Here is a 14,639-nt window from a genome sequence, read left to right as displayed (position 1 = left end):
GGGGTGTCGATCGTCAGATCAGGGACCCGTAGAGACCGGGGCGGCGGTCCTTCAGATACGGGTTCTCCTCGCGCGAGGTGGCGAGGAACGCGGGGTCCACGTCACCGAGGACGAGTTCCTCCCCGCGGCCGGCGCGGGCCCGGGCTCCGCCGTCGGGGCCGGCCAGCGTGGAGAGCCCGACGAACTCGAACTCCCCTTCCGTACCGACCCGGTTGACGTACGCGACGTACATCTGGTTCTCGAAGGCGCGCACCGGGACGACGGACTCGGCGACGAACTGGAACGGGTGCATCTGCGCCGTGGGCACCACGAGCAGGTCGGTGCCGGCGAGGGCGTGGGAGCGGACGTTCTCCGGGAACTCCACGTCGTAGCAGATCATGAGGCCGACGCGGAGGCCGTCCAGCTCGGCCTGGACGACCGGCTCGTCACCGGGGGTGAAGCACTCCTGCTCGAAGCGGCCGAAGAGGTGGGTTTTGCGGTAGTTGGCGAGACGGGTGCCGTCCGAGGAGATCAACTGGGCCGAGTTGAAGACGGTCTCGCCGGCGCGCTCCGGGTAGCCGTAGACGACCGCCACGCCGTGCCGGGCGGCGATCTCGGCGAGCTCGTCCGCGGAGTCGCCGTCGGCGGGCTCGGCGAGCCGGTGCACGTCGGCGCCGATCGCGTAGCCGGTCAGGAACATCTCGGGGGCGATCAGCAGCCCGGCGCCCGCGGCGGCGGCACGGCCCGCGGCCTCGTCGAGGACCTTGAGGTTCTCGACGACGGAGCCGGGGCGGCCGGAGCTCTGGAGCAGGGCGGTGCGCATGCGTGTTCCTCACCGTACGGAAGGGTCTTGGGGCCAGAGAGGCAGGCCAGATAGACGGTACGGGCGGCCGGCTCGGCCGGACAAGGAGGAGCCGTTGCGCACCGGTGAACGAATCGTTGCGTCCACCGCGGCTCCGGCGGCGATTCGTTGCGCGCCCTGGGTATGACGGCCTGTCATCCCAGGGGCGCATCGGGGAGGCGCTGGTCAGCCCGCTGGTGGACGCTCGGTGCAGCCTCCGGCGCGATGTGCCGCGGCCCCGGCGCCGGGACAGTGAGAGCTGTCCGAACGACCCGTCGAAAGGACCTCCATGAACCGCCGTACGAAGACCGCCGTGCTGGGCACGGCCCTGCTCGTCACCGCCGGAGTCACGGGATCTGTCGCGGGATCCGCCACCGCGTCCACCACCGTCACCACTGCCTCCTCCTCCGCCTCCTCCGAATCGGCCTCCGCCACCGCCACCTCCGCCTCTGCCACCGCGTCCGAGGAGCGCCGGCGCGAGGCCGCCGCGCTGACCGGCACCGCGAAGCTGTACAGGACGGCGGGCGACGACATCATGTTCTCCTTCGACGCGCATCTGGCGGCCAGGAACACCGACGACCCGCTGAAGGCCACCGGCACGTTCCGCTGGAGCCACCACGACGCCAACGGCGAGGGCGGCGGCTGGGCGAAGGCGAAGGTCGACTGCCTCGTCACCGGAGGCAAGGTGGCCGTCGTCTCCGGGGTCATCACCGACACGGACATCGACGGAGTCGAGGGCCACCGGGTGGGCATCACCGTGCACGACACCGGCGGCACCGACCGGCTCGGCTACAGCTGGGCCGCGTCCGAGGACATGGGCCCGAAGGACCTGCCCAAGTGTGTCGGCTCCGCGCCCTTCGAGAAGGTGAAGAAGGGCACGGGCGACTTCAAGGTCGTGCCCTGGAACCCGGACTTCTAGGGCCCAGCTGCTAGCTTCCAGCCCGGCGAGATACCCGCTTCCCGGCAGCCGTGATCAGCGCGGTCGCCAGGTAGGGCACCGCGAGCAGGGCGAAGGCGGTGCCGTGTGTGGTCACCGTCCCGGCCACCGCGTAGGCGCCGTACACGGCGATGGTGGTCAGGTCGGTGCCCACCCCGGCGACCGAGGTCAGGGTGGCCCGGCCGGTTCCGCCGATGCGGTCCTGGAGCCGGGCGTCGGCCAGGACGCTCGCCAGCTGGAAGCCGCAGAAGGCGAGGGCCACCAGCCCGATGCCGGCCGGAGTCCGCGCCGCCGCGCCCGCGGCCAGCGCCAGCGCGGAGCCCGCCAGCAGCCCCGCGAACCCGCCCTTCCCCAGCCGCTGTCCCGCCCCGGCCAGCAGGCCGCCGACCGTGGCCCCCGCCCAGATCAGCAACAGCCAGTACGGGACGGCGCTTTCCGCGACGCCCGTGTCACGCACGAGCAGCGGGGTGTACTCGTCCAGCGCGCCCCACACCGCGGTGACGGCCGGCACGAGCAGCAGGGCGCCACGGACGGACCGGTCGTCGCGGGCCTCGGCGAGTCCGGCCCGCAGGGTCCGGGCCCATCCGTCGCCCGGTCCGTCCGCCGTGGCGGCGGCCGGGTCCCGGTGCTCCGGGAACCGCGCCGCGGCGACCGCCGCCAGCAGACAGCCCAGCACACTGGCGAAACCCACGGCCGGGTAGCCGCCGAAGTCGAGCACCGGGCCGGCCAGCCCCATCGCCGCCATCACGCCCACGAGGCCGGCCGCGTGGGCCCGGCCCATGGTGCGCCCGTACCGGTCGGCCGCGCCGAGCCGGTCGAGCTCCTCGTACACCAGCGCCTCCAGCGCGCCGGAACCGAGCGCTTCCTTGGCACCCCAGAGCACGAAGCCGAGGGCGAACGCCCAGTACGACGGGACGAGCACCCACAGCGTGAATCCGGTGGCGGTGAGCAGCGGCCCGAACCACAGCAGCACGCGCCGCGAGACGGCGTCGGCCCAGGCGCCGGACGGAATCTCCAGCACAACGCCGGTCAGCGACCACAGGCCGAACAGCGAGGAGATCTGCCAGACGGTGAGCCCGGTGTCGTGGAACAGCAGCGCGTACACCGGGTAGAGCAGGACGAGGTTGTCCAGGAACATGTAGCCGTACAACGTGGTCGTCAGCCGCCGGACGGCGGGGCCGGTACCAGGACCGGTGCTGGGCACACGTGCAGGTGAGAGACTCATTAGGCCTTCCCGAAGGGACCGCGGGGACAGTTCGGACGCCGGAGGTACGGCATCCGAGGCGGTCCTCGGGAGGCACGGCTGGTGGATCAATGTCGCCAGGTCATGGCACCGATGTTAGACGGGACCTGCTGTCCGGCCCAGCGAAATAGCCGTGAGCGAGAAGGTCGTGATCATCTCGCGCAGCCGTGCCGGGGTCACGTCCTCCAGGCTCTCAAGGACCGTGCGCCCCGGCGCGGCGGCGATCGGCGCCAGCGACGGCACCGCGAGGACCGCGCAGCCCGCCGCCTCGGCGGAGGAGACACCGGTCTGGGTGTCCTCGACGGCGACGCAGGAGGCGGGTTCGACGCCGAGGGCGCGGCAGGCGGCGAGGTACGGGTCGGGGTCGGGCTTGGTGCGCGGGGTGTCGTCGGCGGTGACGGTGACCGCGAACCGGCCGGCACCCAGGGCCTCGACCACGTGGTCCGCGACGGCTCGCGGGGACGCGGTCACCAGGGCGGTGGGTACGCCCTCCGCCGCCAGCGCGTCGAGCAGTCGCAGCGCGCCGGGCCGGGCCACGACACCCGAGCGCACCCGGACCGTGAACTCCCGGTGCAGGTCGGCGGCGACCTCGGCGAAGGGGGCACCGGTGGCCCGGCTCAGCACCTCCGCGGTGTGCTCGACGGGCCGCCCGAGGACATCCGCCTCGTCGGTCTCCGCGAGCGAACGGCCGAGCCCCGCCGCCACCTGCTCGACCGCCTCCCACCACAGCCGCTCGGTGTCCACGAGGGTGCCGTCCATGTCGAACAGGACGGCCTGGAGCGGCTGTTGGTACCGGTCAGGGGTGTGGGGGGACACGTGACTCTCTCTCATACGCGTTCGGCGACCAGTACGGGACGCTCCGGCAGGCTGACGGTCACGGCGGAGCCCGCGCCCAGCGCGGCGGCCTCGTGGGTCGGCAGGTCGGCCTTCACCTCGGTCCCGTCGGCGAGCCGGACGGTGACGCGGGTGGCCGCGCCGAGGAAGGCGGAGGCGACGACCCGGGCGTCTCCCCCGTCGTCGGCGCGCACCCGCACCGCCTCGGGCCGTACGAGCACGTCCACCTCCGCCGCGGCGGGCGCTTCGCCGTCGACCGGCAGCCGCTGACCGAGCACCTCGACCGTCCCGTCGGCCGACCGCCCCGGAATGCGGCTCATCGTCCCGACGAACTCCGCGACGAAGGCCGTGGCGGGCCGCCCGTACAACTCCGCCGGAGCCGCGCACTGTTCGAGCCGCCCGGCCCGCATCACGGCGACCCGGTCGGCCATCGACAGCGCTTCCTCCTGATCATGCGTCACGAACAGTGTGGTGATGCCGAGTTCCTGCTGGAGCCGACGGATCTCCTCGCGCAGATTGAGCCGCACCTTGGCGTCTAGCGCCGACAGCGGTTCGTCGAGGAGCAGCACGCGGGGCCGCAGAGCGAGCGCGCGGGCCAGCGCGACGCGCTGCTGCTGGCCGCCGGAGAGCTGGTGGGGGAAGCTGCCGCCCTTGTCGCCGAGCCCGACGAGTTCGAGCAACTCGGCCGCGCGCGACCGCCGTTCGGCCGTACGCACCTTGCGCATCCGGAGCCCGAAGGCCACGTTGTCGAGGGCGCTGAGGTGCGGGAAGAGGCTGTACGACTGGAAGACCATCCCGGCGTCTCGCCGGTGGGCCGGGACGCGTGTGACGTCCTCGCCGTCGACCAACACCTCGCCCGAGTCGGGGTGTTCGAACCCGGCGAGCATGCGCAGCGCGGTGGTCTTGCCGCAGCCGGACGGGCCGAGCAGGGCGAGGAGTTCGCCGGGACGTGCGGTCAGGTCGAGCCCGTCGAGGGCGACGGTGGACCCGAACTCCCGGCGCAGTCCGCGGAATTCGACGGTCGCGGCCGTGGTTGCGGCGGCTTTATCGAGCGTGGTGACGGTCATGGTTCATCCCCGGGAGGCGGAAGCGGTACGGGAGCGGCCGCCGAACCCGGCGAGCGCGAGGAGGAGTGCCCAGGTCACGAGCAGGCTGAGCACGGACACGGCGACGGACAACTGGGCCTGCGAACCGCTGACGTTGACGATCCACACGGCGAACGGCTGGAAGCCGAGCAGCTGGGCGACGGTGAACTCACCGAGCACCAGGGCCAGCGTGAGGAAGGAGGCGTTGAGCAGCGCCCCGCGCAGGTTCGGCAGCACGGCCCGTACGAGCGCCTGCGGCCAGCCCGCGCCACAGCTGCGGGCCGCCTCGACGAGGGTGCGTACGTCCATCGCGCGCAGCCCGGCGTCCAGCGCCCGGTACACGAACGGCAGCGCCATAACGACGTACGCGAGGACGAGCACGAACGGGAAGTCGGGGTTCTGGATCGCCGTGAACGTCTGGAACAGCGGGGTGCGCGAGAGGTGTTCGGGCCCCCACTTCAGGACCGTGCCGATGCCGGCGACGAACGCGATCGGCGGCACGACGAGCGGCAGTGAGCAGACGACCTCGACGACCGGCCGCAGTTTCGGCGCGCCGAGCCGCAGTGCGACCATCGCGGGCACCATCAGCAGCAGGACGATCGCGATGGTGGCGGCGGCCAGTTCCAGCGAGAGCAGCAGACTGGAGACGAAGCCGTCGGTGCCGAAGATCCGGGTGTACGCGTCGAAGGTGACGCCCTCCCCCGGCACGTCGACCGTGAAGATCACGGACGCGGCCAGCGGCACCAGGAAGTAGAGCGCGGCGCCGACGAGGACGACCCCGCGCCAGGGACGTACGCGTACGGGCTTGCTGAGGCCCCGAGCCGATGTGTTCGTGCTCGGCGCGGAGGTGGTCATGCTTCGAGCCATCGCGCGCTCCGTCGTTGCAGGGGCAGGTACACGGCCATCACCAGGCCCGCGACGAGGACCATGTCGAGGCTGAGGGCGAGCGCCACGTTCTCCTGCCCGACCAGGACGTTGCCGGAGATGGCGTCGGCGATCTGCAGCGTGACCAGCGGGACCGAACTGCCCACCATGGCCGCGGCGGTGGCGTACGCGGCGAAGGCGCTGCCGAAGAGCAGCACGAACCCGCCGAGCAGTGAGGGCGCGAGGACGGGCAGGGCGACGTGCCGCCAGTACTGGACGGCGGTGGCCCCGTTGTTGCGCGCGGCCTCGCGCCACTGGACGCGCAGGCCGTCGAGCGCGGGGGTGATGGTGAGGACCATCAGCGGAATCAGGAAGTACAGGTAGACGATCACCAGTCCCCAGAAGCTGTAGAGGTCCCAGCCCTTGTCGGTGAGGTCCAGGTACCGGGTCAGGACACCCGAGTTGCCGAGGGTGGCGACGAAGGCGAAGGCCAGCGGGACGCCGCCGAAGTTGGCGAGGACGCCGGACGCGGTGAGCACGGCCTCCCGCAGCGCGCCGAAGCGGGACGTCACCACGGCCTGGGCGAGCAGCAGGCCGAGTACGGCCGACAGGACCGCCGAGACGGCGGACAGCTTGACGCTGCCGAGCAGGGCGGTGAGGTACGCGCCCTTGAGCGAGGCCTCCAGGTTGGCCGTGCTGTACGAACTCGCCCCGCCGGCCGGGTCCTTGACCGTGAAGGCGCCGTTCAGCATGGCGAGGGCGGGGATCCCGAAGGCGAGCGCCACGAAGGCGAGCAGCGGGACGACGGCGAGCCAGCCGGGGGCGGGGCGCCGCCGCTTCACGGAAGCGACCGGCGGCGCCACGTCGACTCGGGTGAGGGTCGCGGTCATCCGGAGACGGCCTTGCCCCAGCCCTGCCCGAGTACTTCCTTGGCCTTGCTCTGCTGGGCCTCGGTCGGGAACTCCGGAGTACCGGAGACCTCGGGCAGCTTGGCCGCGGCCGCCTTGTCGAGGGTGCCGGCCTTCTCCATGGCGGGCATCAGGGCCGGGCGGGCGTATCCCTTGAGCCAGAGGTTCTGGCCCTCGGCGCTGTAGAGGTACTCCTGCCACAGGCGGGCGGCCGCCGGGTGCGAGGCGTCCTTGTTGACGGCCTGCGAGTAGTACTGGGAGAACTCGCCGTCGGACGGGACCGCGACCTTCCAGTCCAGACCCTTGGACTTGAACTCGTCGGCGTATCCGGCGTTGAGGTAGTCCCAGTCGATGCTGATCGGCGTCTCGCCCTTCTCGACCGTGGCCGGGGTCGACTCGACGGGCGTGTAGTTGCCGTTCTTCTTGAGCTTGGCGAAGAAGTCCAGGCCGGGCTGGATGTCGTCGAAGGAGCCGCCACTGGCGAGGGAGGCCGCCCAGACGCCGCCGAAGGCCGAACCGGACTTGGTGGGGTTGCCGTTCAGCGCGACCTGGCCCTTGTACTGCGGCTTGAGCAGATCGGCGAAGGTCGCCGGACAGGTCTTCACGCGCTTGGCGTCGCAGCCGATGGAGATGTAGCCGCCGTAGTCGTTGTACCAACGGCCCTGCGTGTCCTTCTGACCCTCGGGGATGTCGGCGAAGCCCGCGACCTTGTACGGCGCGAGGAGTCCCTGCTGGGCGGCGCTCAGCGCGAAGGAACTGCCCAGGTCGAGCACGTCCGGGGCGCGGCCCTGGCCCTTGCGGGAGGTGACGGCGTTGATCTCGTCCTGGCTGCTGCCGTCGGGGTTCTCGACCTCGATCTTGATGCCGTACTTCTTCTGGAATCCGTCGATCAGCGCGCCGTAGTTGGCCCAGTCGCGGGGCAGCGCGATCGCCTGCAGCGTGCCCTCCTTCTTGGCCGCCTTCACGAGCGCGTCCATGCCGCCGAAGGCCTCGGCCGAGGTCGCGGTGGCGGCACTCCTGCCGTCGGTGGTGGTGGAGGCGTCGTCGGGCGCCGCGCCGCAGGCACTCAGAGCGAGTGCGGCAGCGCCGACGAAGACGGCTGTTCTCGACAGGGACACGGTCACGGTCTTCTCCAGGGATGCGCTCAGGGGTCACACGAGGCAGCGGTCACGCGAGGCGGGGGTCACGCGGGACTGAGAACTTGTCAGCGGAACTTGTCTGAACAAGTTGGCCTCAGTAGGCCCGCCGTTGATGTCCTGTTCGTAAACTCTGGAAAAACCATGACCCTTGGTTCTCCGGCCAGTCGCCGCGCGCACATGGCACCGCCGAACCTCGTCTAGGCTGGTCAAGGGGTACACACCTGCGCACAGAGGGGGAGCATGGCGGCACGACACGAGGAGATCGCCGAAGAGCTCAGGCAGGCGATCGACCGCGAGGAGTACACCGTGGGCAGTCGACTGCCCGCCGAGACCGACCTCGCGGCCCGCTACGCCGTCTCCCGCGGCACCGTCCGCCAGGCCGTCGCCGCACTGACCTCCGAGGGGCTCATCGGCTCCCGGCAGGGCGCGCGCCGCGTGGTCCTCGCCAGCCGCCGCAGCCAGACCTTCGGGGAACTGCGCAGCTTCGCCCAGTGGGCCCGCGCGATGGGCCGCGAGGCGACGGGCCGCGTGGTGTCGTCGACGTACCGACCGGCCACCCCGGAAGACTCCGTACGCCTCCAACTAGCCGCGGGCACCCCGGTGTTGCACGTCCTGCGGGTACGCGGCCTGGACGGCGAACCCGTACTGCTGGAACGCACGGTGTACGCCGACTGGATCTCCCCAGCCGTGGAACGCATCGAGCCGGACTGCCCGTCGGTCACCCAGCGCCTCTACGAGGACACCGGCCTGGTCTTCGCCTACGGCGAGCACATCATCGACGCGGTGGCAGCCGGCGCCCAGGACGCCGACCTCCTCGACATCCGCCGCACCGGCCCCCTCCTCCGGGTCCGCCGAGTCACCACCACCCCCGAAGGCCGCCCCGTCGAATGGTCCGACGACCGCTACCGCTCGGACGCAGTGAGCTTCAGCATCCACAACTCGATAGCGAACAACGCTTTGGCAAGACGCGCCCCGTAAGGCGCCCCCGTTAAGGGGCGCGGGGCTGTGACATTGTGCGGCTCCGCCGCGTGGGCGCGCCCAGCCCACGAGAACCCGCACGATACGAGCTGCCGCGAGCCCCCCCCCCCCATCTTTTAAGGGGCGCGGGGAACTGCGCGACAAGCCCACGACGGCCCGCACGCACCCACCAACACCAGCCCCACCCGCACGACCCGCGGAGCGCTACGTAGGCGACCCGGAAGAAAACCGCCGCAACAACGGAGACAGCACCAGCACGGACTTGGTCCGCTCAACGAACGGCTCCCCCGCGATCCGCTCCAGCACCCGCTCAAAGTGCCGCATGTCAGAAGCGAAAACCTGCACAACGGCATCCGCCTCCCCGGTGACGGTAGAGGCGGCCACAACCTCCTGATACCGCTCAAGACCGCGCTGAATGGTCTCCGGCGACGTGTTCCGGCGGCAGTAGATCTCGACGAACCCCTCGGTCTCCCACCCGAGCGCGGCGGGGTCCACCCGAACCGTGAACCCCGTGATCGCCCCGGTGGCCCGCAACCGGTCCACCCGCCGCTTCACCGCGGGCGCGGACAGCCCGACCTCCTGGCCGATGTCCGCGTAGGAGCGGCGGGCGTCCTCGGCGAGGGCGTGCACGATGCGTTCGTCGAGATCGTTCAGCACTGCGGGCGGATCACTTCTCCGAGGTGGCAAGACGGGACCGGCGATAGCCGTAACTGAAGTAGAACACGAGCCCGACGGCCACCCGGACGCCGAAGACGACGCAGGTCACAGCTCGGCAGGCGTTCATCGTACGGAGCCTTTACGACCCTCGGAACCCGTTCAGAACCCACCCAGGACCCGCTCAGGACCCGTCCGGCCGCCCCGCGATCGCCCGCGCCTCGGCCACGTCGTCCTCGTCGAAGCCCAACTGCCCGGGCCGCCCGTGCGCCGCGGCCTGCTCGTCGATCCACCGGCTGTGGGCCTCCCAGGCGGCCTGCTTGCTGGTCCCGAGGGCGGCTCCGATCTGCGACCAGGAGGCCCCGGCCGCCCGCGCCGCACGCACACTGAGCTGCCGCCCGTACGCGGCCTTGCGGGCCACCACCTCACTCAGCGCGAGCAGTTCGAGGAGCTCCCCGCGGTCGAGGGCCTCCTCATCACTCCCGGCGCCGGCCATGGACTCCCGGACCCGCAGCTCGTCGAGCCGGGCCACGGCGGTGAGCAGCGTGTACTGGGGCTCGATGCTCTGCGGTGTCGTCATGTTCCCAACCTTGCGTCAAGACACCTTGACGTCAAGAGGGCCTGACGGCAGCAGACAGGGCCCGCTCACAAGACGAAGCGCGTCAGCTCCAGCTGGCGTGCAGGGGCTGGCCCTCCGCATAGCCCGCGGCACTCTGGATGCCGACGATGGCGTTCTCGGCGAACTCCGCCAGGGAGTTGGCGCCGGCGTAGGTGCAGGAGGACCGGACGCCCGCGATGATCGAGTCGATCAGGTCCTCGACGCCCGGCCGGGTCGGGTCGAGGAACATGCGGGAGGTCGAGATGCCCTCCTCGAACAGGGCCTTGCGGGCCCGGTCGTACGCGGACTCCTCCGACGTACGGTTGCGCACCGCGCGGGCGGACGCCATGCCGAACGACTCCTTGTAGAGGCGCCCGCTGGCATCCTGCTGGAGGTCGCCGGGCGACTCGTACGTACCGGCGAACCAGGAGCCGATCATGACGTTCGACGCGCCCGCGGCCAGCGCCATGGCCACGTCGCGCGGGTGGCGGACACCGCCGTCGGCCCACACGTGCTTGCCGTGCTTCTTCGCCTCGGCGGCGCACTCCAGAACCGCCGAGAACTGCGGGCGGCCCACACCGGTCATCATGCGCGTGGTGCACATGGCGCCCGGTCCGACACCGACCTTGATGATGTCCGCGCCGGCCTCGATCAGATCGCGTACACCCTCGGCGGCGACGATGTTGCCCGCCACGATCGGGACCTGCGGGTCGAGTCCGCGGACGGCCCTGACCGCGGCGAGCATCGACTCCTGGTGCCCGTGCGCGGTGTCCACCACGAGCGTGTCGACGCCCGCGGCGAGCAGCTGCTTGGCCTTGCCCGCGACGTCGCCGTTGATGCCTACGGCGGCGGCGATGCGGAGCTTGCCGTTCGCGTCGGTGGCCGGTGTGTAGAGCGTGGCGCGCAGGGCGCCCTTGCGGGTGAGGATGCCCGCGAGGCGGCCGTCCTTGTCGACGGCGGGGGCGTAGCGGCGGTTGGCGTGGTCGAGCTTGTTGAACGCGTCGCGCGGGTCGATGTCCGCGTCGAGCAGCAGCAGGTCCCTGGACATGACCTCGGACAGCTGCGTGAAGCGGTCGACCCCGCCCAGGTCGGCGTCGGTGACCACACCGACCGGCCGGCCGTCCTCGTCCACCACGACGCCGGCGTTGTGCGCCCGCTTCGGCAGGAGCGCCAGTGCGTCGGCGACCGTCTGGTGCGGGTCGAGCACGATCGGAGTGTCCAGGACGTGGTGCCGGCCCTTGACCCAGGTGACGACCTCGGTGACGACCTCGATCGGGATGTCCTGCGGAATGACGACGAGTCCGCCGCGGCGGGCCAAGGTCTCGGCCATCCGGCGGCCCGCGATCGCCGTCATGTTGGCGACCACCAGCGGGATCGTGGTGCCGGTGCCGTCCGGCGAAGCCAGGTCGACGCCCTGCCGCGAGCCGACCGCGGAGCGGCTCGGCACCATGAAGACGTCGTCGTACGTCAGGTCGTAGGGAACCGGAGATGACTCTACGTAGCGACCGGTGCCGGGCTCAATGAAACGCATAGACCCACATTTTCACGCGTAACGGAGCAGGTCACTCCCCTGAAGACACAGCAAAACGCCCCCGCGATCATGTAATCCTCCAAGGAGGTACGGGGACTCCGGCGCCGGGCAGGAACCTGCCTTACATCGAAACGTTACCCGAGCACTTGGACGGGCTGCGAGCCGAGGAGTACCCCACATCGCATCGCTCACTCCCCGAAAGCGACAGCGCCATCCCGTTCAGCCGCTGTCGGGCGAGCTCCAGGCCACCACTCCGAGCCCGCACTTGCCCGCAACCGGCAGCTCGCCGACGTCGGCCGGGTCACCGACTTGGGAGCGGCCGTGCTTACGCGCGTCCGGTCCGCGAGCGTTTCGGGACCGCGCGAGTTGCTGAGCACGACCTGGTGCCCGGCCTCGATGGCGAGCCGTGCGACGGTACTGCCGATGCCCTCCAGAAGAGCCGGACCCTTTTCATTTTTCATTTGTCATTTGCCGGACTCGTTGCCCGGGTCCCTGCCGTCAGCCGGCGGAGAAGTAATGGCCGTTGTCCAAATCGGCGAGCAGGCTGGGCTGAGCGGGTTCCCAGCCGAGGGTCCGGCGGGTGATGAGGTTGGACGCCGGGTAGTTCTGCGTGACTATGTTCGCGAGGAATCCAAAGTATCCCGGCACCATCAGTACGTCCGCGGGAATGCTCACGGCGGGCAGGCCCAGACGGCTGCCAATGGCCTCGGCGATCTCGCGGAACGGAATGCCCTCGTCCCCAACCGCGTGCCAGTAATTGCCAGTCGGCCCCTTCTCCAGAGCCAAGCGGAACAAGGAGGCGACATCGCGGATGTGCACGGCGTTCCACAGGTTCGCGCCGTCTCCGGGGTAGCCGACGAAACCCTTCTCCTTCGCGAGCGCGATCAGCGTGGGGAGGAAGCCGGCACGATCAGTCGTGCTGTGCGCGATATTGGCAATCCGCACGACCGAAGACCGCACCCCCTGTTCGGCGAGGCCGACTACGGCGGTTTCCACGACGTTACGAACCCGCAGGGTGCCCTTGTACTCATCGCCGCCGGGAAGGGCCGGGTCCTCCTCGGTGGCCGGCCGGCCCAGGTTCCCTGGCGAGCCGATACTCCCCGCTACGACCAGCGACTTTCCGGTTCCGGCGAGTGCCTCGCCGTACGCGAGCACGATTGGGAGCTCCGCGGCGGCCACGGCGTCGAGCCCGCCGGAGGGAAGCAGGTCTTGCCTGTGCGCGACGTGGATGACGCCGTCGGAGTCCGCGGCCGCCTCCTTGAGCCCGTCGAGATCCTGGAGGTCGCCGCGACGCACCTTCGCGCCGAGTGCGGACACCGCCGCCGCGGCCGTGTCCGACCGGGCCAGGCCGGTGACCTCGTGCCCGGCGGCGATGAGCTCGGGGATGATGTACGAACCGGAATGGCCGGTCCCGCCAGCGACGAAAACGCGCATTTTGCTGTCCTTGTGAGAGTAGTGGGAGAACAGGGTGTTGAACGCCTTGACGACATGCGCGCCGACGGGGGCTGCCTTGGCTATCTCCTGCGCATCGGAACTGCCGTCGGGGGCGACAAAGCCCGTTAAATCTGCATTGGCGGCGCCGGCCATGTCCCCAGGCCGATAACGCTGATGCTGCTCATTGGTGTGCCTGCTTTCCGGAGTTGGACAGGACGCCATGCCCACCCCGTTGTGGTTAACGGTTGTGTCGTCGACGCCGTCGAATGACGCGATGGGCGGCGCTCAATTCCTGATGTGCTCATTCTGGGCCTGGGCCCTGCTATCAATTTCCGATGTCGAATTCTTGGGTCGAATTCGCTCGGCCCCAATGGGTACCTATTCAGTTTGCCATTGGCCTGATTGGGTGTCCAAGACTTCTTTTGGCCGCGGTGATACCCTGAAGGCATCACCGGACTGGGAGGCGCCATGGATCTGGACCTGCGCAAATTGCGTTACTTCGCCGCCGTGGCCGACCGGTTGCACTTCGGCCGCGCCGCCGATGAGCTGCATATCGCGCAGCCGGTACTCAGCCGGCAGATCCGCGCGCTCGAGAAGGATCTCGGCGCCTCGCTGTTCACCAGGGATCGGCACGGCGTAGCGCTGACCGACGCGGGCCGACAGCTGCTGGCCGACGCCGGTCCGCTGCTCGCCTCCGCGCACGCGGCCCGCCGCCGGGTGTCCGTGGCCGCCCGTGGCAGCCGGCGCCTGATGGTCGGTTTCCGGGCCGGCATCCCGGTCATCCCGGCGGCGCGGGCGTTCGAGGCCCGGCATCCGGACGTGGTCGTGGACGTGCAGCGGATCGAAGGGGACGACCAGGCCCCGATGCTGCTCGACGGCCGCATCGACGTTGGCTATGTGCGGCTGCCCATCGACGAGACCGGCCTGCGCGTCACCCCGCTGTACACCGAGCCGCGGGTGGCGGTGCTGCCCGCCGGCCACCGGTTGGCCGGCAAGGAGGAGGTCACCGAGGCCGACCTGGCCGGCGAACCGCTGCTCTGGCATGCCGACCCGAGCACGCAGCCCACCAGGCGCCCGCACCCCAACGCCGGGTACCTGGTGCGCGGGGTGGACGAGACGCTCGAGCACGTCGCGGCCGGCCGGGGCATCTCGTTCCTGGCCCGTTCGGCGTCCGTGTTCTCCTCACATCCGGACGTCGTCTATGTGCCCATCCCGGGGCTGGCGCCCGACCAGGTATGCCTCGCGGCGGCGGCATCGCGCACCTCGCCAGTGGTCGACGACTTCTTCACCGCGGCTCAGGCGACGGCCGAGATCACGGCGGAATGTGGGAACTACGAAATGTGGCAGCTTGGAAGCGATGCCGTTTCAAAGCGCGCTTGAGTAGTCCGACTCACAACAGCAGCGCCAACAGGGGCACTCGGCCGCAGCGATGCCGAAGGCATTGAGCTCGGGGGCGGAAGCGATGTTGACGCACAGCGAGAATCGACATCGTCGCGCGACCGCTTCCAGGACGGCACGTCATCCGAGGACTGCCGGAGCCTGAACCGCCTGGCAGAAGCGGAACTACCGGCCGAAGACCTGTTGCTGGTGAGCCAGGCAGGGCCCGGGTCCACG

The 14,639-nt window shown here is 70.4% G+C and carries 13 protein-coding genes and 1 pseudogene; 3 read left to right on the top strand and 11 right to left on the bottom strand.

What is annotated here, in order from left to right; all coding sequences use genetic code 11:
* Window positions 1-13: 13 nt before the first annotated feature.
* Complete coding sequence (locus AB0I18_RS05575) at window positions 14-802, bottom strand: carbon-nitrogen hydrolase family protein (RefSeq protein WP_363104068.1); 789 nt, start codon at window positions 800-802, stop codon at window positions 14-16.
* 307 nt (window positions 803-1,109) lie between these two features.
* Here AB0I18_RS05575 and AB0I18_RS05570 point away from each other — a divergent pair, with 307 nt between their 5' ends.
* Complete coding sequence (locus tag AB0I18_RS05570) at window positions 1,110-1,739, top strand: hypothetical protein (protein ID WP_363104067.1); 630 nt, start codon at window positions 1,110-1,112, stop codon at window positions 1,737-1,739.
* A gap of 10 nt (window positions 1,740-1,749) precedes the next feature.
* Here the strand turns inward: AB0I18_RS05570 and AB0I18_RS05565 are convergent, their stop codons facing one another.
* The 6 genes and pseudogenes from AB0I18_RS05565 to AB0I18_RS05540 all read right to left on the bottom strand — a co-directional run bounded on the left by AB0I18_RS05565 (window position 1,750) and on the right by AB0I18_RS05540 (window position 7,815).
* Window positions 1,750-2,982, bottom strand: coding sequence for an MFS transporter (locus AB0I18_RS05565; RefSeq protein ID WP_363104066.1), 1,233 nt, complete (start codon window positions 2,980-2,982; stop codon window positions 1,750-1,752).
* Window positions 2,983-3,150: 168 nt separating this feature from the next.
* Window positions 3,151-3,831 (bottom strand): annotated as a pseudogene (locus tag AB0I18_RS05560) (HAD family phosphatase); the annotation flags it as partial.
* Window positions 3,828-4,901, bottom strand: a complete 1,074-nt coding sequence (locus AB0I18_RS05555; protein ID WP_363104065.1) for an ABC transporter ATP-binding protein — start codon at window positions 4,899-4,901, stop codon at window positions 3,828-3,830. The gene AB0I18_RS05555 and the pseudogene AB0I18_RS05560, both read right to left, overlap by 4 nt.
* Before the next feature lie 3 nt (window positions 4,902-4,904).
* The gene (locus AB0I18_RS05550; RefSeq protein WP_363104143.1) at window positions 4,905-5,774 is read right to left on the bottom strand and encodes an ABC transporter permease subunit; all 870 of its coding nucleotides are present in this window, start codon (window positions 5,772-5,774) and stop codon (window positions 4,905-4,907) included.
* A complete protein-coding gene (locus AB0I18_RS05545) occupies window positions 5,771-6,673 on the bottom strand; it encodes an ABC transporter permease subunit (protein WP_363104064.1) in 903 nt (300 codons plus the stop codon). Before AB0I18_RS05545 ends, AB0I18_RS05550 begins: the two co-directional genes overlap by 4 nt.
* Window positions 6,670-7,815 (bottom strand): extracellular solute-binding protein, encoded by a 1,146-nt coding sequence (locus AB0I18_RS05540; protein WP_363104063.1) that lies wholly within the window; start codon window positions 7,813-7,815, stop codon window positions 6,670-6,672. Before AB0I18_RS05540 ends, AB0I18_RS05545 begins: the two co-directional genes overlap by 4 nt.
* Before the next feature lie 255 nt (window positions 7,816-8,070).
* Between AB0I18_RS05540 and AB0I18_RS05535 the strand changes: the two genes are divergently transcribed.
* Complete coding sequence (locus AB0I18_RS05535; protein WP_363104062.1) at window positions 8,071-8,808, top strand: GntR family transcriptional regulator; 738 nt, start codon at window positions 8,071-8,073, stop codon at window positions 8,806-8,808.
* 204 nt (window positions 8,809-9,012) lie between these two features.
* Here AB0I18_RS05535 and AB0I18_RS05530 read toward each other — a convergent pair whose 3' ends face one another.
* From AB0I18_RS05530 to AB0I18_RS05515, 4 genes are all read right to left on the bottom strand, one after another.
* On the bottom strand, window positions 9,013-9,465 hold the full coding sequence (locus tag AB0I18_RS05530; RefSeq protein ID WP_359310919.1) for an Lrp/AsnC family transcriptional regulator: 453 nt from the start codon (window positions 9,463-9,465) through the stop codon (window positions 9,013-9,015).
* A gap of 181 nt (window positions 9,466-9,646) precedes the next feature.
* The gene (locus tag AB0I18_RS05525; protein WP_363104061.1) at window positions 9,647-10,042 is read right to left on the bottom strand and encodes a hypothetical protein; all 396 of its coding nucleotides are present in this window, start codon (window positions 10,040-10,042) and stop codon (window positions 9,647-9,649) included.
* A gap of 82 nt (window positions 10,043-10,124) precedes the next feature.
* The gene (locus tag AB0I18_RS05520) at window positions 10,125-11,591 is read right to left on the bottom strand and encodes a GuaB1 family IMP dehydrogenase-related protein (protein WP_363104060.1); all 1,467 of its coding nucleotides are present in this window, start codon (window positions 11,589-11,591) and stop codon (window positions 10,125-10,127) included.
* 498 nt (window positions 11,592-12,089) lie between these two features.
* On the bottom strand, window positions 12,090-13,025 hold the full coding sequence (locus AB0I18_RS05515; RefSeq protein WP_363104142.1) for an SDR family oxidoreductase: 936 nt from the start codon (window positions 13,023-13,025) through the stop codon (window positions 12,090-12,092).
* A gap of 468 nt (window positions 13,026-13,493) precedes the next feature.
* Between AB0I18_RS05515 and AB0I18_RS05510 the strand changes: the two genes are divergently transcribed.
* Window positions 13,494-14,405, top strand: coding sequence for a LysR substrate-binding domain-containing protein (locus AB0I18_RS05510; RefSeq protein ID WP_363104059.1), 912 nt, complete (start codon window positions 13,494-13,496; stop codon window positions 14,403-14,405).
* The last annotated feature ends 234 nt before the right edge of the window (window positions 14,406-14,639 follow it).

This window comes from Streptomyces sp. NPDC050704 (assembly GCF_040654355.1).
Taxonomy (GTDB): domain Bacteria; phylum Actinomycetota; class Actinomycetes; order Streptomycetales; family Streptomycetaceae; genus Streptomyces.
This window is presented reverse-complemented; position numbering and strand designations above follow the sequence as displayed.